This is a genomic window from Klebsiella oxytoca (assembly GCF_009707385.1).
In the GTDB taxonomy this organism is placed as follows: Bacteria; Pseudomonadota; Gammaproteobacteria; order Enterobacterales; family Enterobacteriaceae; genus Klebsiella; species Klebsiella oxytoca_C.
The window spans coordinates 141690-166431 of the sequence record NZ_CP046115.1; the positions used below are offsets into that span (position 1 = coordinate 141690).

The 24742-nt window shown below is 52.5% G+C and carries 16 protein-coding genes, 4 tRNA genes, 3 rRNA genes and 1 riboswitch; of the genes, 17 read left to right on the forward strand and 6 right to left on the reverse strand.

Going from position 1 to position 24742, the window contains the following annotated elements; all coding sequences use genetic code 11:
- Positions 1–260: 260 nt before the first annotated feature.
- Positions 261–668, reverse strand: coding sequence for a DUF1090 domain-containing protein (locus GJ746_RS00675; protein ID WP_154678498.1), 408 nt, complete (start codon positions 666–668; stop codon positions 261–263).
- 650 nt (positions 669–1318) lie between these two features.
- Here GJ746_RS00675 and zinT point away from each other — a divergent pair.
- Positions 1319–1966: a metal-binding protein ZinT gene (gene zinT, locus GJ746_RS00680; RefSeq protein WP_154678499.1), complete on the forward strand. Its 648-nt coding sequence runs from the start codon at positions 1319–1321 to the stop codon at positions 1964–1966.
- A gap of 90 nt (positions 1967–2056) precedes the next feature.
- Here the strand turns inward: zinT and ppc are convergent, their stop codons facing one another.
- Positions 2057–4708 (reverse strand): phosphoenolpyruvate carboxylase, encoded by a 2652-nt coding sequence (gene ppc / locus GJ746_RS00685; RefSeq protein WP_154678500.1) that lies wholly within the window; start codon positions 4706–4708, stop codon positions 2057–2059.
- A 255-nt stretch (positions 4709–4963) separates the two neighbouring features.
- Positions 4964–6115, reverse strand: coding sequence for an acetylornithine deacetylase (argE, locus tag GJ746_RS00690; RefSeq protein ID WP_154678501.1), 1152 nt, complete (start codon positions 6113–6115; stop codon positions 4964–4966).
- Between the two features lie 184 nt (positions 6116–6299).
- Here argE and argC point away from each other — a divergent pair, with 184 nt between their 5' ends.
- From argC to oxyR, 4 genes are all read left to right on the forward strand, one after another.
- The gene (argC, locus tag GJ746_RS00695; RefSeq protein WP_154678502.1) at positions 6300–7304 is read left to right on the forward strand and encodes an N-acetyl-gamma-glutamyl-phosphate reductase; all 1005 of its coding nucleotides are present in this window, start codon (positions 6300–6302) and stop codon (positions 7302–7304) included.
- Between the two features lie 6 nt (positions 7305–7310).
- Positions 7311–8087 (forward strand): acetylglutamate kinase, encoded by a 777-nt coding sequence (gene argB, locus GJ746_RS00700; RefSeq protein ID WP_154678503.1) that lies wholly within the window; start codon positions 7311–7313, stop codon positions 8085–8087.
- 76 nt (positions 8088–8163) lie between these two features.
- Complete coding sequence (gene argH / locus GJ746_RS00705; protein ID WP_154678504.1) at positions 8164–9537, forward strand: argininosuccinate lyase; 1374 nt, start codon at positions 8164–8166, stop codon at positions 9535–9537.
- A 268-nt stretch (positions 9538–9805) separates the two neighbouring features.
- Complete coding sequence (gene oxyR, locus GJ746_RS00710) at positions 9806–10723, forward strand: DNA-binding transcriptional regulator OxyR (RefSeq protein ID WP_154678505.1); 918 nt, start codon at positions 9806–9808, stop codon at positions 10721–10723.
- Here oxyR and sthA read toward each other — a convergent pair.
- Complete coding sequence (gene sthA / locus GJ746_RS00715; protein ID WP_154678506.1) at positions 10706–12106, reverse strand: Si-specific NAD(P)(+) transhydrogenase; 1401 nt, start codon at positions 12104–12106, stop codon at positions 10706–10708. The genes oxyR and sthA overlap by 18 nt on opposite strands.
- Before the next feature lie 196 nt (positions 12107–12302).
- Here sthA and fabR point away from each other — a divergent pair, with 196 nt between their 5' ends.
- On the forward strand, positions 12303–12938 hold the full coding sequence (gene fabR, locus GJ746_RS00720; protein WP_154678507.1) for an HTH-type transcriptional repressor FabR: 636 nt from the start codon (positions 12303–12305) through the stop codon (positions 12936–12938).
- Positions 12939–12953: 15 nt separating this feature from the next.
- Positions 12954–13313, forward strand: a complete 360-nt coding sequence (locus tag GJ746_RS00725; RefSeq protein ID WP_154678508.1) for a YijD family membrane protein — start codon at positions 12954–12956, stop codon at positions 13311–13313.
- 46 nt (positions 13314–13359) lie between these two features.
- Here GJ746_RS00725 and trmA read toward each other — a convergent pair whose 3' ends face one another.
- Positions 13360–14460: a tRNA (uridine(54)-C5)-methyltransferase TrmA gene (gene trmA, locus GJ746_RS00730; RefSeq protein WP_154678509.1), complete on the reverse strand. Its 1101-nt coding sequence runs from the start codon at positions 14458–14460 to the stop codon at positions 13360–13362.
- Positions 14461–14576: 116 nt separating this feature from the next.
- Positions 14577–14758, forward strand: a riboswitch (cobalamin riboswitch).
- Positions 14759–14822: 64 nt separating this feature from the next.
- Between trmA and btuB the strand changes: the two genes are divergently transcribed.
- The 9 genes from btuB (at position 14823) to GJ746_RS00775 (ending at position 23366) form a co-directional block, all read left to right on the forward strand.
- A complete protein-coding gene (gene btuB / locus GJ746_RS00735; RefSeq protein WP_154678510.1) occupies positions 14823–16679 on the forward strand; it encodes a TonB-dependent vitamin B12 receptor BtuB in 1857 nt (618 codons plus the stop codon).
- Positions 16624–17478 (forward strand): glutamate racemase, encoded by an 855-nt coding sequence (gene murI / locus GJ746_RS00740; RefSeq protein ID WP_154678511.1) that lies wholly within the window; start codon positions 16624–16626, stop codon positions 17476–17478. Before btuB ends, murI begins: the two co-directional genes overlap by 56 nt.
- A gap of 379 nt (positions 17479–17857) precedes the next feature.
- Positions 17858–19396, forward strand: a 16S ribosomal RNA gene (locus GJ746_RS00745).
- Between the two features lie 72 nt (positions 19397–19468).
- Positions 19469–19545 (forward strand) — tRNA-Ile (locus tag GJ746_RS00750).
- A gap of 108 nt (positions 19546–19653) precedes the next feature.
- A tRNA-Ala gene (locus tag GJ746_RS00755) sits at positions 19654–19729 on the forward strand.
- Between the two features lie 170 nt (positions 19730–19899).
- Positions 19900–22799, forward strand: a 23S ribosomal RNA gene (locus GJ746_RS00760).
- A gap of 190 nt (positions 22800–22989) precedes the next feature.
- A 5S ribosomal RNA gene (rrf, locus tag GJ746_RS00765) occupies positions 22990–23105 on the forward strand.
- The 16S, 23S and 5S rRNA genes sit together here with 4 tRNA genes alongside, the layout of an rRNA operon.
- 55 nt (positions 23106–23160) lie before the next feature.
- Positions 23161–23237, forward strand: a tRNA-Asp gene (locus GJ746_RS00770).
- Positions 23238–23290: 53 nt separating this feature from the next.
- Positions 23291–23366, forward strand: a tRNA-Trp gene (locus GJ746_RS00775).
- A gap of 87 nt (positions 23367–23453) precedes the next feature.
- Here the strand turns inward: GJ746_RS00775 and hdfR are convergent.
- Positions 23454–24275, reverse strand: coding sequence for an HTH-type transcriptional regulator HdfR (hdfR, locus tag GJ746_RS00780; RefSeq protein ID WP_154678512.1), 822 nt, complete (start codon positions 24273–24275; stop codon positions 23454–23456).
- A 118-nt stretch (positions 24276–24393) separates the two neighbouring features.
- On the opposite strand from hdfR, the gene GJ746_RS00785 reads away from it, so the two are divergent.
- Entirely contained in the window at positions 24394–24732 is a 339-nt protein-coding gene (locus GJ746_RS00785) for a DUF413 domain-containing protein (protein ID WP_004097464.1), read from the forward strand.
- The last annotated feature ends 10 nt before the right edge of the window (positions 24733–24742 follow it).

A 24742-nucleotide genomic window follows, 5' to 3' on the forward strand; every position in this document is an offset into this window, starting at 1 on the left:
CGTGGGAAAGTCAGAATACCAGAGTGCTGTATGCGATACGTTATCGTAGCTGGATTATTCGTCGACCCGCGCTGATTTTATATTTTCACAATCACGCTTTTACCAGTTATTTCTACACACGGCTGGGGGCTTTTAGTGATATTACATACCATGATTTTTCTATAATGAAGCTGGGGCGTGAGTGAAGGGAATAGCTTATCGGAAAAGGGTTCCGGAAAGAGAGCTGGCTTAACCACGATGGTTAGTCCAGTCTCTTTTCTTTATTGCCTGGTCAGCGACAGATTGAGACCAGACTGCGCTTCCATAAGCTCATTTTTGGCTTCCTGTAGTTTCTTTTCTTTCTTTCTGATTTTTTCAGGATCGCCTGAAGCCTGTGCATGCTGTAGTTCTACTACTCGTTCACGGACCTTTCTCTCTTTGTCTGCAACTTTCTCCTGCCAGTCAGAGGTGATTTTACCGTCCGTACAGTAGAGTTGTACTTTTGTCAGTGCTCTTTCCAGCCCTCTGACTCGATGTATATTTCCGTACGCTTTGGCATACTCCAGCTGTTTTTGGATGTGATATTCTTTTTCTGCGCAGCCAGACCATTTATTAGATGCAGTGGCTATGCCAGAAAATAAAGGGCTCAGGAATATAAGGCAGGCAAGTGGTTTTATTATATACTTCATGATAAATCCTTTATCAATTTAAACATTAAAGCAGAGCGGTTTGTAGTTATTTAATTTTTAATGTTATTTGAGAGGTGGTGCGTAGTCAATAACCGTTCGGTAAGATTAGTCTTATAATTATTCTGGTTTTTTTGCTGCTAATTTCAGGCTGTTATTTTTCATAAAAAAATAATATCCGCCTGCAGTTTGCAAGGTAAAAACCACTATCAACAGACTGAATCATCAGGAAAAATCCTATGCGATACGATTTCCGATGAGGGTGTCGTACCATCATCGCGGAAAATATAAATATTTTAAAAGATTATTTTTTAACAAAAACTATTATTTATTTTTTACCGATCAAGCGAACATCTATGATGTTTTATTTGTTTGGTGGATGATTTATTTCCCTCAGGGTACATTCCGCACCACTATCGATGAATAAATGAACTCCAGGGATACTTTTCATCTATTATATCAAGATATGGCCTTTTTTCAGTACCGAGAAAACCTGTTCACTAAATAAGATTTCCGGGACCAGTTTCTCCAATCCGGCTTTCCCTTTTGCGTATTGGGTATCGTAAAAGGAAAAGGCAGAAAGGGTGTTGCATAACACGTTTGATATGTTATATCGTAACATTTAATTGCAAGCATAAGCTCAGGAGAGAGTGATGACCATAAAGATTTCGGCGTTTGCGCTTAGTATTAGTCTGGTACTGGCGAATGGTCAGGCTGTTGCCCACGGTCACCATAGTCATGGCCCGGCGCTGACCGACGCGGAACAAAAGGCGAGTGAAGGCATTTTTGCCGACCAGGATGTTAAGGGCAGGGAGCTGAGCGACTGGGACGGTATCTGGCAGTCGGTAAATCCCTATCTACTGAACGGCGATTTAGATGCCGTGCTGGAGCAGAAGGCCAAAAAAGCCGGTAAAAGCGTGGCGAAATATCGGGAGTACTATAAAAAGGGCTATGCCACCGATGTGGAGCAGATTGGTATCGAAGATAACGTCATGGAGTTTCACATCGGAAAAACCGTGTATGCCTGTAAGTACGCCTATTCCGGTTACAAAATCCTGACCTACGCATCCGGTAAAAAAGGCGTGCGCTACCTGTTTGAATGCCAGCAGGCGGATTCAAAAGCGCCAAAGTTCGTCCAGTTTAGCGATCACACTATTGCGCCGCGCAAATCCCAACATTTCCATATCTTTATGGGCAATGAGTCGCAGGAAGCGTTGCTGAAAGAGATGGATAACTGGCCGACCTACTACCCTTACGCGCTGCATAAAGAGCAGATTGTCGACGAAATGCTGCACCACTAAAAAAGTTCCGCTAAGCGTGATGCTTAGCGGAGCTGGAGATTTTAACCCGGCGCACTACGCTTAGCCGGGCAACAGGTTTCTCAAGGCGAACTAGCCGGTGTTACGCATACCTGCCGCAACGCCTGCGATGGTGACCATCAGCGCTTGTTCAACGCGCGGATCCGGTTTTTCGCCTTTCTCTTCCGCCAGGCGTGAACGATGCAGCAGCTCAGCCTGGAGTACGTTCAGCGGGTCGGTATAGATATTACGCAGCTGGATGGACTCCGCGATCCATGGCAGGTCAGCCATCAGGTGGGAGTCGTTGGCGATGGCCAGCACCACGTTGATATCGGCAGACAGCAGTTCGCGCAGCTCTTCACCCAATTTCCACAGTTCAGGTTTCACCAGGCGCTGATCGTAATATTCCGCCAGCCACAGGTCGGCTTTTGAATAGACCATCTCCAGCATGCCGAGGCGGGTAGAGAAGAACGGCCAGTCGCGGCACATGCTTTCCAGCTCGCTCTGCTTGCCGCCTTCGACGACTTTTTGCAGCGCGGCGCCGGCACCCAGCCAGGCTGGCAGCATCAGGCGGTTTTGCGTCCAGGCGAAGATCCACGGAATGGCGCGCAGCGACTCGACGCCGCCGGTGGGGCGACGTTTGGCCGGGCGCGAGCCCAGCGGCAGTTTACCCAGCTCCTGCTCCGGCGTAGCGGAACGGAAGTAAGGAACGAAATCTTTATTTTCACGCACGTAGCCGCGGTACATCTCGCAGGAGACGTCGGACAGCTCGGCCATGATGTCGCGCCATTGCGCTTTTGGCTCCGGCGGCGGCAGCAGGTTGGCTTCCAGAATCGCGCTGGTGTAGAGCGACAGGCTGCTGATGGTGACTTCCGGCAGGCCGTATTTAAAGCGGATCATCTCGCCCTGTTCGGTGACGCGCAGGCCGCCTTTCAGGCTTCCCGGAGGCTGAGAGAGCAGAGCCGCGTGCGCCGGCGCGCCGCCGCGACCGATAGAACCACCGCGACCGTGGAACAGAGTCAGCTCGATACCGGCTTTTTCACAAGTCTTAATTAATGCGTCCTGAGCCTGATACTGCGCCCAGGAGGCGGCCATGACGCCTGCGTCTTTTGCCGAGTCAGAATAGCCAATCATGACCATCTGCTTGCCCTGGATAAAGCCGCGATACCAGTCGATATTCAGCAACTGGGTCATCACGTCGTCGGCGTTATTCAGATCGTCAAGGGTTTCGAACAGCGGGGCGACCGGCAGCGCGAAGCCGATACCGGCCTCTTTCAGCAACAAATGTACAGCCAGCACGTCTGACGGCGTTTTGGCCATCGAAATGACGTAAGCCGCAATAGAGCCGCGTGGCGCTTCGGAGATGACTTTACAGGTCTCAAGCACTTCGCGGGTTTCTTCGCTCGGTTCCCACTGGCGCGGCAGCAGAGGACGTTTGGAGTTCAGTTCGCGGATCAGGAAAGCCTGTTTATCGGCTTCTGACCAGCTTTCGTAGTCGCCGATGCCGAGATAGCGGGTCATCTCGCCCAGCGCTTCAGTGTGGCGGGTGCTCTCCTGGCGGATATCGATACGTACCAGCGGTACGCCAAAGGCTTTTACGCGACGCAGGGTATCCAGCAGCTCGCCGTTGGCGATAATGCCCATTCCGCAGGCCTGTAGCGACTGATAACAGGCATAGAGCGGTTCCCACAGCTGCTCATTTTGCGTGATAAGGCCCGCAGGTTTTGGCAGTTTCTGCCCTTTCAAACGCGCTTCCAGCCAGGCTTGAGTCTCCATCAGCTGCGAACGCAGTTTTTTCATCAGGTAGCGATAGGGTTCCTGAGCGCCTTCCGCGCCAGCCAGTTCGCGCAGCTCGTCGGTGCACTCGACCATCGACAGTTCGGAAATCAGCAGCTGCACGTCTTTCAGGAACAGATCGGTTGCTTTCCAGCGGCTGAGCAGCAGGACGTGGCGGGTGATGTCTGCGGTCACGTTTGGGTTACCGTCGCGGTCGCCGCCCATCCAGGAAGTAAAGCGAACCGGCACAAAATCGACCGGCAGTCGATAGTTCAGGTTTTCTTCCAGCTGTTCATTCAGCTCGCGCAGATAGTTTGGTACGCCTTCCCACAGGCTATTTTCGACTACTGCAAAGCCCCATTTGGCTTCATCTACCGGGGTTGGGCGATGCTTGCGGATTTCATCGGTATGCCAGGACTGGGCGATCAGCTGGCGCAGACGGCGCATAACCTGATGACGCTCATAGTCAGCAATATCGTTGTTATCGAGCTGTTTCAGGCAGTTATTGATTTCACCCATCTTGTGGATCAGCGTACGACGCGTGATTTCGGTCGGGTGCGCGGTGAGAACTAGTTCCAGCGACAGAGATTCAACTGCTTGTTTAATAATTGTTTCGTTGAGATTGGGTTGGTCTTTGAGCTTTCTCAGGGTGCGGGCAATCACTTCAGGATTACTGGCCGCTTCGCCTTTGGGCGAAATGCTGTGGTATTGCTCAGCGGTATTCGCCAGGTTCAGAAACTGGCTAAAAGCGCGCGCCACCGGCAGCAGCTCGTCGTTAGACAGGTTTTGCAGCGTGGTGAGCAGCTCCTGGCGATTGGCTTCATTGCCGGCGCGAGAAGATTTGGACAACTTACGGATAGTTTCGACACGATCAAGAATGTTCTCTCCTAGCGCATCCTTGATGGTGTCGCCCAGCACCTTACCGAGCATACTGACATTACTACGCAAAGCGGAATATTGTTCGTTCATGTTACCCCAGACACCCCATCTCATTTTATTTTGTTATATCCGGCGCTCGATAATTTGAGCGGTGGATAAGCAACCGTCTTTTATAAAGCCACGTAAAAACCCCCACGTCAATTGTTGCGAAATCGGTTCAGCAAACGAATAAATCGCGGCAATTTGCCAAATTTAAATCAGAGGTCGCTTGATAAGTGTTGCTTATGAAAATGTGATAAGTGCCACCCTTCCACACAGGCAGAATTGAGCGGAAGGGTGCGCGTTTTAGTGCCAACAAAAATGATGGACCACCTGAGTGATAAGCTCGCGAGTTGGCTTAATAAAACGCGTTTCCAGGTACTCATCAGGCTGGTGGGCCTGATTAATAGAGCCTGGACCCAATACCAGCGTCGGACACAGGGTCTGAATAAACGGCGCTTCGGTACAGTAGTTCACCACTTCGGTTTGCGCGCCGAGTAGTTTCTCGACCACCTCGACCAGCTTATGGTCCGGTGGGCATTCGTAGCCAGGGATCGGCGGATGCAGTTCAGATACGGTCAGGCGTCCGGGCCAGCGTTCGCTCACCGGTGCCAGCGCCTCGTTCAGCAGCCCGTTAAGATCGTTGAGCGTCATGCCGGGCAGTGGGCGAATATCCATGTGCAGTTCACAGCAGGCGCAAATGCGGTTGGAGGCATCGCCGCCGTGAATTGCCCCGAGGTTAAGCGTGGGATACGGGACGGTAAACGCGGCGTAGTGATAACGCTCTTTCAGGTCATCGCGCAGCTGCATGATGCGGCCGATGGCATCGTGCATCAGCTCAATGGCGTTGACGCCGCGCGCCGGGTCGCTGGAGTGGCCAGACTGCCCCAGGACGCGAACCGCGGTGGATATATGACCTTTGTGTGCGCGCACCGGCTGCAGCGAAGTCGGTTCGCCGATAATGGCGCAGTCTGGTCGTAGCTGGGTTGTTTCGGCGAAATAGCGGGCGCCGGCCATACTGGTTTCTTCATCGGCCGTTGCCAGAATATAGAGCGGCTTTTTCAGTTTAGTGACATCAACGTCACGCAGGGCGTCGAGAATGAAAGCGAAGAAGCCTTTCATATCGGCGGTGCCAAGGCCGTATAGCTTATTGTCGTGCTCGGTCAGGGTAAAAGGATCGCGGGTCCAGCGGCCATCATCAAACGGCACGGTATCGGTATGTCCGGCGAGCAGCAGGCCGCCCGCGTCGTGACCAGTGCTGGCCAGCAGATTGAATTTGTTCCGCGTGTCCGGTACCGGCTGAACTTCAACGTTAAAGCCAATATCGCGGAACCAGCCTGCCAATAAATTGATTAAAGACTCATTGCTTTGATCCAGCGCCTCTTCGGTCGCGCTGATGGAAGGTGTGGCGATCAACGCGCGGTAAATCTCGATAAAGGGCGGTAAATTGTTTTTCATTGTTGACACACCTCGGGTCATGATAGTATCAATATTCATGCATTATTTGTGAATAAAAATACATTATCGTTGAGCGTAAGAAAACCCATCGAATGTAAGGATGATGCTCTTACGGCTCAACAGGGTGGGGAAGGCCACGGTCTTCCAGGGCAAATATACGTAAGCAAGAAGGTGAAGAGCCCCAATGTTGAACACGCTGATTGTGGGCGCCAGCGGCTATGCCGGCGCAGAGCTAGTGGCCTATGTAAATCGCCATCCTCATATGACCATAACCGCTTTGACGGTCTCCGCGCAAAGCAATGATGCGGGAAAATTAGTTTCCGATTTGCATCCGCAGCTGAAAGGCATTGTCGATCTGCCGCTGCAGCCGATGTCCGATATCAGCGAGTTTAGCGCCGGAGTGGACGTGGTTTTTCTCGCCACCGCGCATGAGGTTAGCCATGACCTTGCACCACAGTTTCTTGCCGCAGGCTGCGTGGTGTTCGATCTCTCCGGGGCGTTTCGCGTGAATGACGGCGCCTTCTATGAAAAATATTACGGTTTTACTCATCAGCACCCTGAGCTGCTGGAGCAGGCGGTTTACGGCCTGGCCGAGTGGAGCGTCGATAAACTGAAAGAGGCGAATCTGATCGCCGTACCGGGCTGCTATCCGACGGCGGCCCAGCTGTCGTTAAAACCGCTGATCGACGCGGGGTTATTAGATCTTAGCCAGTGGCCGGTGATCAACGCCACCAGTGGAGTCAGCGGCGCCGGGCGTAAAGCCTCTATCGGTAATAGCTTCTGCGAAGTTAGCCTGCAACCCTATGGCGTTTTCAACCATCGTCATCACCCGGAAATTTCAACCCACCTGGGCGCGGAGGTTATTTTTACCCCGCATCTGGGCAATTTTAAACGTGGGATTCTGGAAACCATCACCTGCCGTCTGAAGCCAGGCGTTAGCAAAGAGCAGGTTGCGGCGGTATTCCAGCAGGCCTACGCGGATAAACCGCTGGTACGTTTATACGACAAAGGCGTCCCTGCATTGAAAAATGTGGTCGGTCTGCCATTCTGTGATATCGGTTTTGCGGTCCAGGATGAACATATCATCGTGGTGGCGGCGGAAGATAACCTGCTGAAAGGCGCGGCCGCGCAGGCCGTTCAGTGCGCTAATATTCGTTTCGGCTTCGCTGAGACGCAGTCTCTTATTTAAGGTGTGATGATGAATCCTTTAATTATCAAACTCGGCGGCGTCCTGCTGGATAGCGAAGAAGCGCTGGAGCGCCTGTTTACGGCGCTGGTGAACTACCGCGAGTCGCATCAGCGCCCGCTGATTATTGTGCACGGCGGCGGCTGCGTGGTGGATGAACTCATGAAGCAGCTCAACCTGCCGGTGAAAAAGAAAAATGGTCTGCGGGTCACGCCGGCGGATCAGATCGATATTATTACCGGCGCGCTGGCGGGTACCGCCAATAAAACGCTGCTGGCCTGGGCGAAAAAGCACGGCCTGGCTTCCGTTGGGCTATTCCTCGGCGATGGCGATAGCGTCAAAGTGACGCAGCTAGATGAAGAGCTTGGTCATGTCGGATTCGCTCAGCCAGGTTCTCCGGCGTTGATTAACACGCTGCTGGCGGGTGGCTATCTGCCGGTCGTGAGCTCTATCGGCGTCACCGATGAGGGCCAGTTGATGAACGTTAACGCCGACCAGGCGGCCACCGCGCTGGCGGCAACGCTCGGTGCCGATCTGATTCTGCTGTCTGACGTAAGCGGTATTCTCGATGGCAAAGGCCAGCGTATTGCTGAAATGACCGCGGCGAAGGCTGAGCAGCTGATTGAACAGGGCATCATTACCGACGGAATGATCGTCAAGGTGAATGCGGCTCTGGACGCGGCGCGGACATTAGGTCGTCCGGTGGATATCGCCTCCTGGCGCCACGCGGAACAGCTGCCTGCGCTGTTTAACGGTACGCCGATCGGCACGCGTATTCTGGCATAATCAAATAATCATTTTGTCGGCCCGGTAGGTGCAGCGCACCGGGCAATAAAATTCAAAGATATTAAGGAAGCATGTTATGGCACTTTGGGGTGGGCGTTTTACTCAGGCAGCGGATCAGCGGTTCAAACAGTTCAACGACTCTTTGCGCTTTGATTATCGCCTGGCGGAGCAGGATATCGTTGGCTCTGTTGCCTGGTCCAAAGCGCTGGTGACGGTTGGCGTTTTGACCGCTGATGAACAACTGCAGCTGGAAGAGGCGCTGAATATTCTGCTGGAAGAGGTGCGGGCGAATCCGCAGCAGATCCTCGAAAGCGATGCGGAAGATATTCACAGCTGGGTGGAAGGTAAACTGATCGACAAGGTCGGCCAGCTGGGGAAAAAGCTGCATACCGGGCGTAGCCGTAATGACCAGGTCGCGACAGATCTGAAGCTATGGTGCAAAGACACCGTGGTGGAGCTGCTGTCGGCGAATCGCCAGTTGCAAAGCGCGCTGGTTGAGACGGCGGAGGCTAATCAGGACGCGGTGATGCCGGGCTATACCCACCTGCAGCGCGCGCAGCCGGTAACATTTGCCCACTGGTGTCTGGCCTATGTCGAAATGCTGGCGCGTGATGAAAGCCGTCTGCAGGATGCGTTGAAGCGTCTGGACGTCAGCCCGCTGGGCTGCGGCGCGCTGGCGGGTACCGCCTATGAAATCGATCGTGAACAGCTTGCCGGCTGGCTGGGATTCGCTTCGGCTACCCGCAATAGCCTGGACAGCGTGTCCGATCGCGATCACGTGCTCGAACTGCTGTCCGATGCTTCAATCGGCATGGTCCACCTGTCGCGCTTTGCCGAAGATCTGATCTTCTTTAATACCGGTGAAGCGGGCTTTATTGAGCTTTCTGACCGCGTAACCTCCGGCTCATCCCTGATGCCGCAGAAGAAAAACCCGGATGCGCTGGAGCTGATCCGCGGTAAATGCGGTCGCGTACAGGGCGCGCTTACCGGCATGATGATGACCCTCAAGGGGCTGCCTCTGGCCTACAACAAAGATATGCAGGAAGATAAAGAAGGGCTGTTTGACGCGCTTGATACCTGGCTCGACTGCCTGCATATGGCGGCTCTGGTGCTTGACGGTATTCAGGTAAAACGCCCGCGTTGTGAAGAGGCGGCGCAGCAGGGCTACGCGAATGCGACCGAGCTGGCGGATTATCTGGTAGCTAAAGGCGTGCCGTTCCGTGAAGCGCACCATATTGTCGGCGAAGCGGTGGTTGAGGCCATAGCCCAGGGCAAGCCGCTGGAAGAACTGCCGCTGACCGATTTGCAGAAGTTTAGCAGCGTTATTGCTGATGACGTCTATCCAATCCTGTCGCTGCAGTCGTGTCTGGATAAGCGTGCGGCTAAAGGTGGCGTTTCTCCGCAGCAGGTTGCCCGCGCAATTGCTGAGGCCAAACAGCGTCTGGTCTAAATCTTAGCCGTTCCGCCTTCAGGGCGGTTAATCAATGAAGCTCGGGCAATCCCCGGGCTTTTTTATGCAAAAAAAAGCGGACACAAGGTCCGCAAAAGTTCACGTTGGCTTTAGTTATCCGGGTAGAGATATTGATGAGGAACCTCGATGATTTTATGAAGTTTTCCTCATTTATGGGTTTATTATTGAACAGAAGTCTTGATAGGGATAATCGTTCGTTGCTATTCTATCTATCGCCATGGACTATCGTGGCGATGGAGGATGAATAATGAATATTCGCGATCTTGAATATCTGGTAGCGCTAGCCGAACACCGCCACTTCCGCCGCGCGGCGGATTCTTGTCACGTCAGCCAACCTACGCTCAGCGGACAAATCCGCAAGCTGGAGGATGAACTCGGCGTGATGTTGCTGGAGCGCACCAGCCGTAAGGTTCTGTTCACCCAGGCAGGGCTGCTGCTGGTGGATCAAGCGCGTACCGTGTTACGCGAAGTCAAAGTGCTTAAGGAAATGGCAAGCCAGCAGGGAGAGACGATGTCAGGGCCGCTGCATATCGGACTGATCCCGACTATTGGCCCTTATCTGTTGCCGTTGATTATCCCAATGCTGCACCAGACCTTTCCTAAGCTGGAAATGTATCTGCATGAAGCACAGACCCATCAGCTGCTGGCGCAGCTAGATAGCGGTAAGCTCGACTGCGCGATTCTGGCGCTGGTTAAAGAGAGCGAAGCTTTTATTGAAGTGCCGCTGTTTGATGAGCCAATGATGCTGGCTGTTTACGAAGATCATCCATGGGCTAACCGCGAGTGCGTACCGATGTCGGACCTGGCGGGTGAAAAGCTGCTGATGCTGGAAGATGGCCACTGCCTGCGCGATCAGGCGATGGGCTTCTGCTTTGAAGCTGGTGCCGATGAGGATACCCACTTTCGCGCGACCAGCCTCGAAACGCTGCGTAACATGGTGGCTGCCGGCAGCGGCATTACTCTACTACCGGCCTTAGCCGTGCCGCAGGAGAGAAAGCGCGATGGCGTGGTCTATGTGCCCTGCATCAAGCCGGAACCCAGACGTACCGTTGGGCTGGTTTATCGTCCGGGCTCCCCGCTGCGTAGCCGTTATGAGCATCTGGCGGAGGCCATCCGCGGTAAGATGGATGGCCATTTCGACGCCGCGTTAAAACAGGCGGTTTAAGCCATTTAACGCCGCTACCCGATAGGCTTCCGCCATGGTCGGGTAGTTAAAGGTGGTGTTAACGAAGTACTCAATGGTGTTACCGCCGCCTTTCTGCTCCATGATCGCCTGGCCGATATGAATGATCTCGGCCGCGCGCTCGCCAAAGCAATGAATCCCGAGGATCTCTTTGGTTTCGCGATGAAACAGGATCTTCAGCGTACCGACGCTCATCCCAACAATCTGCGCTCGTGCCAGATGTTTGAACTGCGCGCGTCCTACCTCATAAGGCACTTTCATTGCCGTCAGCTGCTGCTCGGTTTTACCGACGGAGCTAATTTCCGGAATGGTGTAAATCCCGGTAGGAATATCCTCAATCAGATGCGCAGATGCTTCGCCTTTCACCAACGCCTGGGCCGCAATGCGCCCTTGATCGTAGGCAGCAGAGGCCAGGCTTGGATAGCCAATGACATCGCCGACGGCATAAATATGCGGCAGGGCGGTCTGGTACATGCTGTTGACCTTTAGCTGACCGCGGCTATCGGTCTGCAGGCCAATATTTTCCAGCGCCAGAGAATCTGTATTCCCGGTGCGGCCGTTGGCGTACAGCAGGCAGTCCGCTTTGAGCTTTTTGCCGGATTTCAGATGCATGATGACGCCGTCATCAACGCCTTCAATCTTTTCGTATTCTTCATTGTGGCGGATGACCACGCCGCTGTTCCAGAAGTGATAGGAGAGCGAGTCGGACATCTCCTGATCGAGGAACGCCAGCAGACGATCGCGGGTGTTGATCAGATCAACCTTGACCTCCATCCCGCGGAAGATCGACGCATATTCACAGCCGATCACCCCGGCGCCGTAGATAATCACGTGGCGCGGTTCATGATGCAGGCTAAGAATCGAGTCGCTGTCATAAATACGCGGGTGGTGGAAATCCACGTCTGCCGGATGGTACGGGCGCGAACCACAGGCAATCACAAATTTTTCCGCCGTGATCGTTTCCACAGTACCGTCGTGGCATTCCAGCGCGATCGTGTGTTCATCAACAAAATGGGCATTGCCCTGCAGGATTTCGCAGTGGTTACGCTCATAGAAACCCTGACGCATATGGGTTTGCTGGTTAATGACGCTGTCGGCATGGTTCAGGATGTCGGCGAAGGAGGAACGAAGAAGACGGGAATGGTCGCTGTAGAGAGGGTTTTGGTTAAACTCGATAATACGGCTGACGGCATGGCGGAGGGCTTTTGACGGGATGGTACCCCAATGGGTACAACCGCCGCCGACGTTATGGTAGCGCTCAATGACGGCAACGCGTGCTCCCTGTTTCACCAGCCCCATGGCGGCACCTTCTCCGCCAGGACCGGAACCAATCACAATTGCATCATAATCCCAAGAGTGTGACATGGCATTACTCACCTGTTTTATACATAAAATAAACACGATGATAACATTCGGCGCGCTTTAACCCAATTATCGTTGTGCTTTTTTGCGGCATAAAAGCAGAAACGGCTCGTAAACAATCATTCACAATCCAGTGTAAACCGATTAGTTCTAATCTCTGGTATAGTGCCGGAAGAGCTTATGGAAGGATTCAGACATCGTGATGGGCGTAAGAGCGCAACAAAAAGAAAAAACCCGGCGTTCGCTGGTGGAAGCAGCATTTAGTCAGCTAAGTGCTGAACGGAGTTTTGCCAGCTTAAGCCTGCGTGAGGTTGCGCGGGAAGCGGGGATTGCCCCAACGTCCTTCTATCGACATTTTCGTGATGTTGATGAACTTGGTTTGACCATGGTTGATGAAAGCGGGCTCATGCTCCGTCAGCTGATGCGTCAGGCGCGTCAGCGTATCGCGAAAGGCGGCAGCGTCATTCGCACCTCTGTTTCCACCTTTATGGAATTCATTGGTAATAACCCGAACGCCTTCCGACTGTTGCTGCGTGAACGGTCGGGGACTTCTGCGGCGTTTCGTGCCGCCGTGGCGCGTGAAATTCAGCATTTCATCGCGGAACTTGCCGACTATTTAGAAATCGAAAATCATATGCCGCGCGCCTTTACCGAAGCGCAGGCTGAAGCTATGGTCACCATCGTTTTTAACGCTGGCGCCGAGGCCCTGGATGTGAGTCTTGAGCAGCGTCGACAGCTGGAAGAACGCCTGGTGCTGCAGCTTAGAATGATCTCGAAAGGCGCATATTACTGGTATCGCCGTGAACAAGAAAAAATATCAAATCATTCCGAATAACGTGAAGGACGAGCAATGAAACATTCAGAACAAGATAGAGGTACGCTACTGCTGGCACTGATCGCGGGTCTATCCATTAATGGAACCTTTGCTGCGCTGTTCAGCTCAATTGTCCCTTTTTCCATCTTCCCTATTTTGTCGCTGGTGCTGACGGTTTACTGTCTGCATCAGCGCTATCAGAATCGTAGTATGCCCGTGGGTTTACCGGGACTTGCCGCTGGCTGTTTTATCCTGGGCGTGCTGGTTTATAGCACCGTTGTACGCGCGGAGTATCCGGACATCGGCTCTAACTTCTTCCCGGCGGTGCTTTCGGTGATTATGGTGTTCTGGATTGGCTGCAAGGTACGTAATCGTAAGAATACGGCTTCTGAATAATGTATCGCCCGGCAACAGCGCTGTTGCCGGGTTTCCTGCCAACGTTTTACTTCTTCGTTAACAGCACGCCGCACTCCATATGATGGGTATACGGGAACTGGTCGAACAGCGCCAGTCGCGTCACTTCATGCGTCTCACTGAGCGTTTCCAGATTCTGGCATAAGGTCTCCGGATTGCAGGAGATATACAGAATATGCGGATAGGCCTGCACCATTTTCTCTGTTTCGCTATCCAGACCGCTGCGCGGTGGATCGACAAAAATCGTCTCGCACCGGTAGCTCTTCAGGTCGATTCCCTGTAGCCGGTTAAACTCCCGCACGCCGTTCATCGCCTGGGTAAACTCTTCCGCCGACATGCGGATAATCTGCACGTTATCTATGTGATTCGCGGCAATATTGTATTGCGCCGCCGCTACGGACGGTTTGGCTATCTCCGTTGCCAGCACGCGATCGAAATTACGCGCCAGCGCCAGCGAAAAGTTGCCGTTACCGCAGTACAGCTCAAGCAAATCGCCGGTTGCGCCTTTCGTGGCATCGATAGCCCACTCCAGCATCTGAATGTTCATCGCTGCGTTTGGCTGGGTGAAGCTATTTTCAACCTGGCGATAGATCATTTCACGCCCGCCTACCGGCAGGCGCTCATCGATATAGTCCTGATCCAGCTCGATTTTAGTCTTTGTTGCGCGGCCAATCAGATGCACATTGAGGTTTTGCGCCCGCAGCGCATCGCGGAAAAGCTCCGCCTGCTGACGCCATTCGTCGTCGAGCTTTTTATGGTACAGCAGCGATATAACGGCCTGATTGCTCAGCGTGGTCAGATAATCGACCTGAAACAGCTTATGGCGCAGCACCGGATTAGTGCGGACGCCCTCAATCACGGCGGTCATCAGCTGATTAATCAGCTCGCTGGCGGCCGGAAAGGTATCGACGCGAATGCGGGATTTGGTCTGCTGATCAAACATAATGTGGTACAGGTCATCGCCATCGTGCCACAGGCGAAACTCTGCGCGCATGCGATAGTGGCTGACCGGCGAACGAAACACTTCCGGAACCGGAGCGCTGAAAGGCGCCATCATTTTCTGCAAACGGACGACTTTCTCTGCCAGCTGCGCTTCATATTGTTCGGTAGGAAGGTGTTCGGGGGTCATGATGTATCCTGAATAAAATAAGTACGCGGGGATTGTAGGGAAAGCGTCGGGGATGTCCAGCCCTGATGATATAAGGAAATATAACGATAGAAGTCTGGACATCTATATGGTTCTGATTATAGCATCGTGCCACCGGTCCTATGAGTTAATAGGGAATCCAGTGAAAATCTGGAGCTGACGCGCAGCGGTAAGGAAAAGTGGGATGAGCGCCTTGTGCAGACACTGCGGTTTTTCGCGGGAAGTCCTCATTCATTAAACACCCCAAGCCCGAAGACCTGCCGGAATACGTCGCATTTGGTTTCTATCATCGCGTGCTACTGATAGAGCCGGCGGCATCCTTTATTTATTACGGATGCTTTAAAATGATTAAAAAAGCTTCGCTGATGACGGCGCTCTCCGTCACGGCATTTTCCGGCTGGGCGCAGGACAGCAATTCAGATACGTTAGTGGTCACAGCAAACCGTTTTCAACAGCCGGTCAATACGGTTCTTGCGCCAGCCGATGTTGTTACGCGGGAAGATATCGAGCGCTGGCAGGCGAAAGATTTGAATGATGTGATGCGCCGATTACCAGGTGTGGATATTTCACAATATGGGGGAATTGGGCAGACTTCTTCGATGCACATTCGTGGAACCGAATCTCGCCATGTTCTGGTGCTGATTGACGGTATTCCGATGGCACGCGCTGGTATTAGTAATTCCATTGATGTTGGTCAGATTCCGGTATCCCTGGTGCAGCGTGTCGAATATATCCGCGGCCCACGATCGGCTGTTTATGGCTCCGGCGCAATTGGTGGTGTAGTCAATATCATTACAATGAGCGACGACGAGCGTGCGCAGGTTAATGCCGGGGTAGGAACAAATGGCTATCAGACCTACGATGGAGCGGTGAATAAACGCTTTGGCGACACGCTGTTAACGGCTGCTGGCGCTTACCAGACCACAAAAGGCTTTAATGTCCAGCCTGACTCCCCCTATCGCGATGACCAGGATCGCGACGGCTATCGCAACAAGCTTTTTTGGGGAGGAGTGCAACATAAATTTGACAATAACTTTTCCGGTTTCTTTCGTGGTTATGGGTATACCGCGAATAATGATTACGATCAGGGCTCGTATGGTTATGCTGGTGGTAATGACGAAGCGCAGAATTATACTCAGTCTTGGGATACCGGTTTGCGTTATAGCTCCGGTATCTATTCCTCTCAGCTGCTTGCTAATTACCAGCATCTTAAAAACTATAACTACAGTAGCGATCTTGGCCGTTATGCTGGAGACGCCACACTGGATAACATGGAGCAGCGTTATATCCAGTGGGGTAATAACGTAGAGGTTGGCCATGGGGCGATTAGTGCCGGGATTGACTGGAAACAGGAAAAGCTGAAATCAAAAAGCACCTCATTATCAGACAGTTACAAGCGTGATACCACCGGGCTTTATCTAACCGGGCAACAGCAAATTGATACTGTAACCCTGGAAGCCTCGGGTCGAGAAGATCATGATGAGCAGTTTGGCTGGCATGGTACCTGGCAAACTGCTGCAGGCTGGGAGTTTGTTGATGGTTATCGGGCTATTCTCTCCTATGGTACTGGTTTTCTGGCACCATCGCTTGGCCAGCAATATGGGGCAACGCGCTTTGCTTCATCTTTTGGGCCTGGCATTTCTGCTAATCCGAACCTGAAGCCGGAAGAGTCTAAACAGTGGGAAGTTGGGCTCGAAGGATTAACGGGGCTGCTGGATTGGCGTCTCTCGGCATATCGTTACGAGATTCAAAATCTGATCAGCTACAAAAACAATCAGTATGTCAACGTGAAGTCGGCGACAATTAAGGGCCTGGAATGGACGGGAAATGTCACCACGGGGCTGGTTGAGCATCGTCTGACTTTGCAATATGTTGACCCTCGTGATGATCAAACCGACAAAGTTCTCTACCGGCGAGCAAAACAGCAGGTGAAGTACGAGTTAAGCGGGCGGGTTTACGATCTTGGCTGGAATGTTGCCTATCAATATATCGGCGAGCGTTATGATAATGACTACGATAACTCTCGTGATGTAAAAATGGGGGGAGTCAGTCTTTGGGATGTCGGTTTGTCTTATCCGGTCACCTCACATCTGACAGTTCGTGGTAAAATAGCTAACCTGTTCGATAAAGATTACGAGACAGCTTATGGCTACCAAACTGCAGGACGAGAATACTACTTGTCTGGCAGCTACACCTTCTGATCCACGTCCCACCGTGCTGGTGTTTGATTCCGGCGTCGGTGGGCTGTCGGTTTACAATGAGATTCGGCAACTGCTGCCGAATCTGCATTATATCTACGCTTTCGACAACGTCGCTTTCCCCTACGGCGAGAAGAGCGAAGAGTTTATTGTTGAGCGCGTCCTCGAGATTGTTACCGCAGTTCAGCAGCGTTATCCTCTGGCGCTGGCCGTCATTGCCTGTAATACCGCAAGTACCGTTTCCCTCCCCGCATTGCGCGACAAATTTGCCTTCCCGGTTGTCGGCGTTGTTCCTGCGATAAAACCCGCAGCACGCTTAACAGCGAATGGCGTTGTTGGCCTGCTGGCGACGCGCGGGACGGTCAAACGTCCCTATACGCGCGAACTGATCGCTCGTTTTGCGAATGAATGCAAAATAGAGATGCTCGGGTCAGCAGAGCTGGTGGAGCTGGCAGAAGCCAAGCTGCACGGCGAACCGGTTCCGCTGGAGGAGCTGCAACGTATCCTGCGTCCCTGGCTGCGAATGCAGGAACCGCCCGATACGGTTGTGCTGGGTTGTACGCATTTCCCTCTACTACAAGAGGAATTGCAGCAGGTTCTGCCGGAAGGGACGAGAATGATCGACTCCGGGGCGGCGATTGCGCGTCGAACAGCCTGGCTATTAGAACATGAAGCGCCTGATGCAAAATCGAGTGATGCCAATATTGCATACTGCATGGCGCTGACGGCTGAAACTGAACAGCTTTTGGACGTTTTGCGGCGCTACGGCTTCGAATCGCTGGAAAAATTACCGCTTTCATAGCGTTTTGCACAAAAAAGAGACGGTTGAAAGATTTTTTGAAAACAGGGCTTGTCAACGTCTCAGAACTCCCTATAATGCGCCTCCACTGACACGGAACAACGGCACGCAAGCCGCCGGGTCAGCGGGATTCAGCGATGAATGCCGGCAGAGAAAAGCGAAATTAAACGCTTGACTCTGCATGAGGAAACCGTATTATACGGGACCTCGCAACGGTGAGCGAAAGCCGCGTTGCACTGCTCTTTAACAATTTATCAGACAATCTGTGTGGGCACTCAAAGTGACATGGATTCTTAACGTCTTCGGACGAAAAATGAATACCAAGTCTCAAAGAGTGAACACGTAATTCATTACGAAGTTTAATTCTGTGAGCATCAAACTTAAATTGAAGAGTTTGATCATGGCTCAGATTGAACGCTGGCGGCAGGCCTAACACATGCAAGTCGAACGGTAGCACAGAGAGCTTGCTCTCGGGTGACGAGTGGCGGACGGGTGAGTAATGTCTGGGAAACTGCCTGATGGAGGGGGATAACTACTGGAAACGGTAGCTAATACCGCATAACGTCGCAAGACCAAAGAGGGGGACCTTCGGGCCTCTTGCCATCAGATGTGCCCAGATGGGATTAGCTAGTAGGTGAGGTAACGGCTCACCTAGGCGACGATCCCTAGCTGGTCTGAGAGGATGACCAGCCACACTGGAACTGAGACACGGTCCAGACTCCTACGGGAGGCAGCAGTGGGGAATATTGCACAATGGGCGCAAGCCTGATGCAGCCATGCCGCGTGTATGAAGAAGGCCTTCGGGTTGTAAAGTACTTTCAGCGGGGAGGAAGGTGTTGTGGTTAATAACCGCAGCAATTGACGTTACCCGCAGAAGAAGCACCGGCTAACTCCGTGCCAGCAGCCGCGGTAATACGGAGGGTGCAAGCGTTAATCGGAATTACTGGGCGTAAAGCGCACGCAGGCGGTCTGTCAAGTCGGATGTGAAATCCCCGGGCTCAACCTGGGAACTGCATTCGAAACTGGCAGGCTGGAGTCTTGTAGAGGGGGGTAGAATTCCAGGTGTAGCGGTGAAATGCGTAGAGATCTGGAGGAATACCGGTGGCGAAGGCGGCCCCCTGGACAAAGACTGACGCTCAGGTGCGAAAGCGTGGGGAGCAAACAGGATTAGATACCCTGGTAGTCCACGCTGTAAACGATGTCGACTTGGAGGTTGTTCCCTTGAGGAGTGGCTTCCGGAGCTAACGCGTTAAGTCGACCGCCTGGGGAGTACGGCCGCAAGGTTAAAACTCAAATGAATTGACGGGGGCCCGCACAAGCGGTGGAGCATGTGGTTTAATTCGATGCAACGCGAAGAACCTTACCTGGTCTTGACATCCACAGAAGTTTTCAGAGATGAGAACGTGCCTTCGGGAACTGTGAGACAGGTGCTGCATGGCTGTCGTCAGCTCGTGTTGTGAAATGTTGGGTTAAGTCCCGCAACGAGCGCAACCCTTATCCTTTGTTGCCAGCGGTCCGGCCGGGAACTCAAAGGAGGACTGCCAGTGATAAACTGGAGGAAGGTGGGATGACGTCAAGTCATCATGGCCCTTACGACCAGGGCTACACACGTGCTACAATGGCATATACAAAGAGAAGCGACCTCGCGAGAGCAAGCGACCTCATAAAGTATGTCGTAGTCCGGATTGGAGTCTGCAACTCGACTCCATGAAGTCGGAATCGCTAGTAATCGTGGATCAGAATGCCACGGTGAATACGTTCCCGGGCCTTGTACACACCGCCCGTCACACCATGGGAGTGGGTTGCAAAAGAAGTAGGTAGCTTAACCTTCGGGAGGGCGCTTACCACTTTGTGATTCATGACTGGGGTGAAGTCGTAACAAGGTAACCGTAGGGGAACCTGCGGTTGGATCACCTCCTTACCTGAAAGAACCTGCCTTTGTAGTGCTCACACAGATTGTCTGATGAAAAATAAGCAGTAAGAAAATCTCTGCAGGCTTGTAGCTCAGGTGGTTAGAGCGCACCCCTGATAAGGGTGAGGTCGGTGGTTCAAGTCCACTCAGGCCTACCAAATTCGTCTCCGTGCTTTGTTGTGGCAAAGCTCGCATACTTCAGTATGCTTCGCTTCACCACGCCGCGCCCGAAAACGAATTAAGGTTGATGAGATTTTAACTACGATGGGGCTATAGCTCAGCTGGGAGAGCGCCTGCTTTGCACGCAGGAGGTCTGCGGTTCGATCCCGCATAGCTCCACCATCATTACTGCAAAAAACAAGAAAACTTCAGAGTGTACCTGAAAAGGTTCACTGCGAAGTTTTGCTCTTTAAAAATCTGGATCAAGCTGAAAATTGAAACGACACACAGTTAAAGTGTGTTCGAGTCTCTCAAATTTTCGCAATCAGAAGTGAAACATCTTCGGGTTGTGAGGTTAAGCGACTAAGCGTACACGGTGGATGCCCTGGCAGTCAGAGGCGATGAAGGACGTGCTAATCTGCGAAAAGCGTCGGTAAGGTGATATGAACCGTTATAACCGGCGATGTCCGAATGGGGAAACCCAGTGCAATTCGTTGCACTATCGTTTGATGAATACATAGTCAAACGAGGCGAACCGGGGAACTGAAACATCTAAGTACCCCGAGGAAAAGAAATCAACCGAGATTCCCCCAGTAGCGGCGAGCGAACGGGGAGCAGCCCGGAGTCTGAATCAGCGTGTGTGTTAGTGGAACGGTCTGGAAAGTCCGACGGTACAGGGTGATAGTCCCGTACACCAAAATGCACATGCTGTGAACTCGAAGAGTAGGGCGGGACACGTGGTATCCTGTCTGAATATGGGGGGACCATCCTCCAAGGCTAAATACTCCTGACTGACCGATAGTGAACCAGTACCGTGAGGGAAAGGCGAAAAGAACCCCGGCGAGGGGAGTGAAAAAGAACCTGAAACCGTGTACGTACAAGCAGTAGGAGCCTCCATGTGGGGTGACTGCGTACCTTTTGTATAATGGGTCAGCGACTTATATTCTGTAGCAAGGTTAACCGTATAGGGGAGCCGCAGGGAAACCGAGTCTTAACTGGGCGTTAAGTTGCAGGGTATAGACCCGAAACCCGGTGATCTAGCCATGGGCAGGTTGAAGGTTGGGTAACACTAACTGGAGGACCGAACCGACTAATGTTGAAAAATTAGCGGATGACTTGTGGCTGGGGGTGAAAGGCCAATCAAACCGGGAGATAGCTGGTTCTCCCGAAAGCTATTTAGGTAGCGCCTCGTGAACTCATCTTCGGGGGTAGAGCACTGTTTTCGGCTAGGGGGTCATCCCGACTTACCAACCCGATGCAAACTACGAATACCGAAGAATGTTATCACGGGAGACACACGGCGGGTGCTAACGTCGTCGTGAAGAGGGAAACAACCCAGACCGCCAGCTAAGGTCCCAAAGTCATGGTTAAGTGGGAAACGATGTGGGAAGGCCCAGACAGCCAGGATGTTGGCTTAGAAGCAGCCATCATTTAAAGAAAGCGTAATAGCTCACTGGTCGAGTCGGCCTGCGCGGAAGATGTAACGGGGCTAACCATGCACCGAAGCTGCGGCAGCGACACGATGTGTTGTTGGGTAGGGGAGCGTTCTGTAAGCCGTTGAAGGTGGCCTGTGAGGGCTGCTGGAGGTATCAGAAGTGCGAATGCTGACATAAGTAACGATAATGCGGGTGAAAAACCCGCACGCCGGAAGACCAAGGGTTCCTGTCCAACGTTAATCGGGGCAGGGTGAGTCGACCCCTAAGGCGAGGCCGAAAGGCGTAGTCGATGGGAAACAGGTTAATATTCCTGTACTTGGTGTTACTGCGAAGGGGGGACGGAGAAGGCTATGTTGGCCGGGCGACGGTTGTCCCGGTTTAAGCATGTAGGCGGAGGCTCCAGGTAATCCGGAACCTTAATTAAACGCTGAGGTGTGATGACGAGGCACTACGGTGCTGAAGTGACAAATGCCCTGCTTCCAGGAAAAGCTCTAAGCATCAGGTAACACGAAAATCGTACCCAACCGACACAGGTGGTCAGGTAGAGAATACCCAGGGCGCTTGAGAGAACTCGGGTGAAGGAACTAGGCAAATGGTGCCGTAACTTCGGGAGAAGGCACGCTGATGGTAGGTGAAGTGACTTGCTCATGGAGCTGAACTCAGTCGAAGATACCAGCTGGCTGCAACTGTTTATTAAAACACAGCACTGTGCAAACACGAAAGTGGACGTATACGGTGTGACGCCTGCCCGGTGCGGAAGGTTAATTGATGGGTTATCCTCGCGGAGAAGCTCTTGATCGGAAGCCCCGGTAAACGGCGGCCGTAACTATAACGGTCCTAAGGTAGCGAAATTCCTTGTCGGGTAAGTTCCGACCTGCACGAATGGCGTAATGATGGCCAGGCTGTCTCCACCCGAGACTCAGTGAAATTGAACTCGCTGTGAAGATGCAGTGTACCCGCGGCAAGACGGAAAGACCCCGTGAACCTTTACTATAGCTTGACACTGAACACTGGTCCTTGATGTGTAGGATAGGTGGGAGGCTTTGAAGTGTGGACGCCAGTCTGCATGGAGCCATCCTTGAAATACCACCTTTAATGGCTGGTGTTCTAACGTGGGCCCGTAATCCGGGTTGCGGACAGTGTCTGGTGGGTAGTTTTGACTGGGGCGGTCTCCTCCCAAAGCGTAACGGAGGAGCACGAAGGTCAGCTAATCCTGGTCGGACATCAGGAGGTTAGTGCAATGGCATAAGCTGGCTTGACTGCGAGCGTGACGGCGCGAGCAGGTGCGAAAGCAGGTCATAGTGATCCGGTGGTTCTGAATGGAAGGGCCATCGCTCAACGGATAAAAGGTACTCCGGGGATAACAGGCTGATACCGCCCAAGAGTTCATATCGACGGCGGTGTTTGGCACCTCGATGTCGGCTCATCACATCCTGGGGCTGAAGTAGGTCCCAAGGGTATGGCTGTTCGCCATTTAAAGTGGTACGCGAGCTGGGTTTAGAACGTCGTGAGACAGTTCGGTCCCTATCTGCCGTGGGCGCTGGAGAATTGAGGGGGGCTGCTCCTAGTACGAGAGGACCGGAGTGGACGCATCACTGGTGTTCGGGTTGTCATGCCAATGGCATTGCCCGGTAGCTAAATGCGGAAGAGATAAGTGCTGAAAGCATCTAAGCACGAAACTTGCCCCGAGATGAGTTCTCCCTGACTCCTTGAGAGTCCTGAAGGAACGTTGAAGACGACGACGTTGATAGGCCGGGTGTGTAAGCGCAGCGATGCGTTGAGCTAACCGGTACTAATGAACCGTGAGGCTTAACCTTACAACGCCGAAGATGTTTTGGCGGATTTGAGACGATTTTCAGCTCTGATTCAGAGTCCGAAGGATTTTACGCTGAGACAAGGCGGCAAGCGAAGCGATGGAAGGAGCATACTGAAGTATGTGACTGACATTCGCGAGAGCAGCCAACGCAGTATGAGCGTAAAAGACACAGGACGAGCACAAAGAATTTGCCTGGCGGCAACAGCGCGGTGGTCCCACCTGACCCCATGCCGAACTCAGAAGTGAAACGCCGTAGCGCCGATGGTAGTGTGGGGTCTCCCCATGTGAGAGTAGGGAACTGCCAGGCATCAAATTAAGTAGTAAGCCGGTGCGTAAATCCGGTGGTTACAGAAGTATTCGGTGGAGCGGTAGTTCAGTCGGTTAGAATACCTGCCTGTCACGCAGGGGGTCGCGGGTTCGAGTCCCGTCCGTTCCGCCACTTATTAGAAAGTTAAGCCTGCTGATTAAGCAGGCTTAATGATAAGAAACTTTAGGGGCGTAGCTCAGTTGGTAGAGCACCGGTCTCCAAAACCGGGTGTCGCGAGTTCGAGTCTCTCCGCCCCTGCCATATAATAATCCTTTGCTCAGGCAAAGGATTTTTTTTGCTTCTAATTTCCTCTCCTGAAATCATTCCCCCATCCCTGGAGGATTGACCTTATCCCAATATATTATTCTTCAGGATCTCACGAATCTGCGCTTGTTTATCGCTGTTTTGTAGCCAAATCGCATAGAGAGGCCTTGAAAGCGTTGCGCTGTCAGTCACCGTATGCAGGTTCTGTTTCCCCTGAGCCCAAAGTACAGGTAACCATGTACAGCCCTTAAGCGCGCTTAGCTGTCGATATGCTAATTCGGCAGAACTGGTTGTTAGCAGAGGAATATCGTCATTTCCGATCAATCCAGCTTCATTTTGTTGGAAATCAGGCCCCCATTCCAGGCGCAAATAATTCAATTCATTTGTGTTTTTAGCCGGTGATGCACAGTAAAGCGCTAGCATAAAATTACCCAGTAACTGGCTGCTTAATTCATCCATCTTCGGCGATTCTGTCGTGATCAGTAGATCAAGCTGACGTTCGTGCAGCTGCTTGACCAGCGATTGCCTCTGTGAGATCCGCGCCTCAAACTGAAGATTATAGGGTTCTGTATAGAGCTTCCCTAGCCATTCGTTTAGCAGGCATTCCCATAGTGAAGCGCTGGCCCCGATCGAAAATTCGTTATGCCGGGAAGCATTCGCAACCTCCTTGCGCGCAGCTTGCCAGGTATTCATCAGCGTTTCGGCATAGGGCAGTAGTTTCTCTCCGGCTGAAGTCAGACGGATATTATTACGATGGCGGGTAAAAAGATTCACCCCCAGCTGGTTCTCCAGCTGACGAATACGAAAGCTAACTGCTGACTGGGTCAGATAAAGCGCCTCTGCGGCTCGGCCAAAGTGGCGAGTTCTGCTCACCTCAAGGAAAGTCTTCAGCAATTCCGTATCCACACTCTTCTCCGCAAAATTATTTGTCGTGATGATTTAAATGTTTTGTTTGACGCTCTGTCAAGCGTAACTAATACTCCGCGCCATAAATAGCTCGGCCAAAGAATCAGGAGCGTGTAGGATGGCGGAAAGCTTTACGACAACTAATCGTTTTTTCGACAATAAAAATTATCCGCGCGGGTTTTCCCGTCATGGAGATTTCACCATCAAAGAGGCGCAACTGCTGGAACGTCATGGTTATGCCTTTAATGAACTCGAACTAGGTAAACGCGAACCTGTCACCGACGATGAAAAACAGTTTGTATCGGTATGCCGTGGTGAACGTGAGCCTGCAACGGAAGCAGAACGCGTCTGGATTAAGTATATGGCTCGTATTAAGCGTCCGAAGCGCTTCCATACGCTTTCCGGCGGTAAGCCGCAGGTGGAAGGTACGGAAGATTACACAGAAAGCGATGATTAAGAAAAAGGGC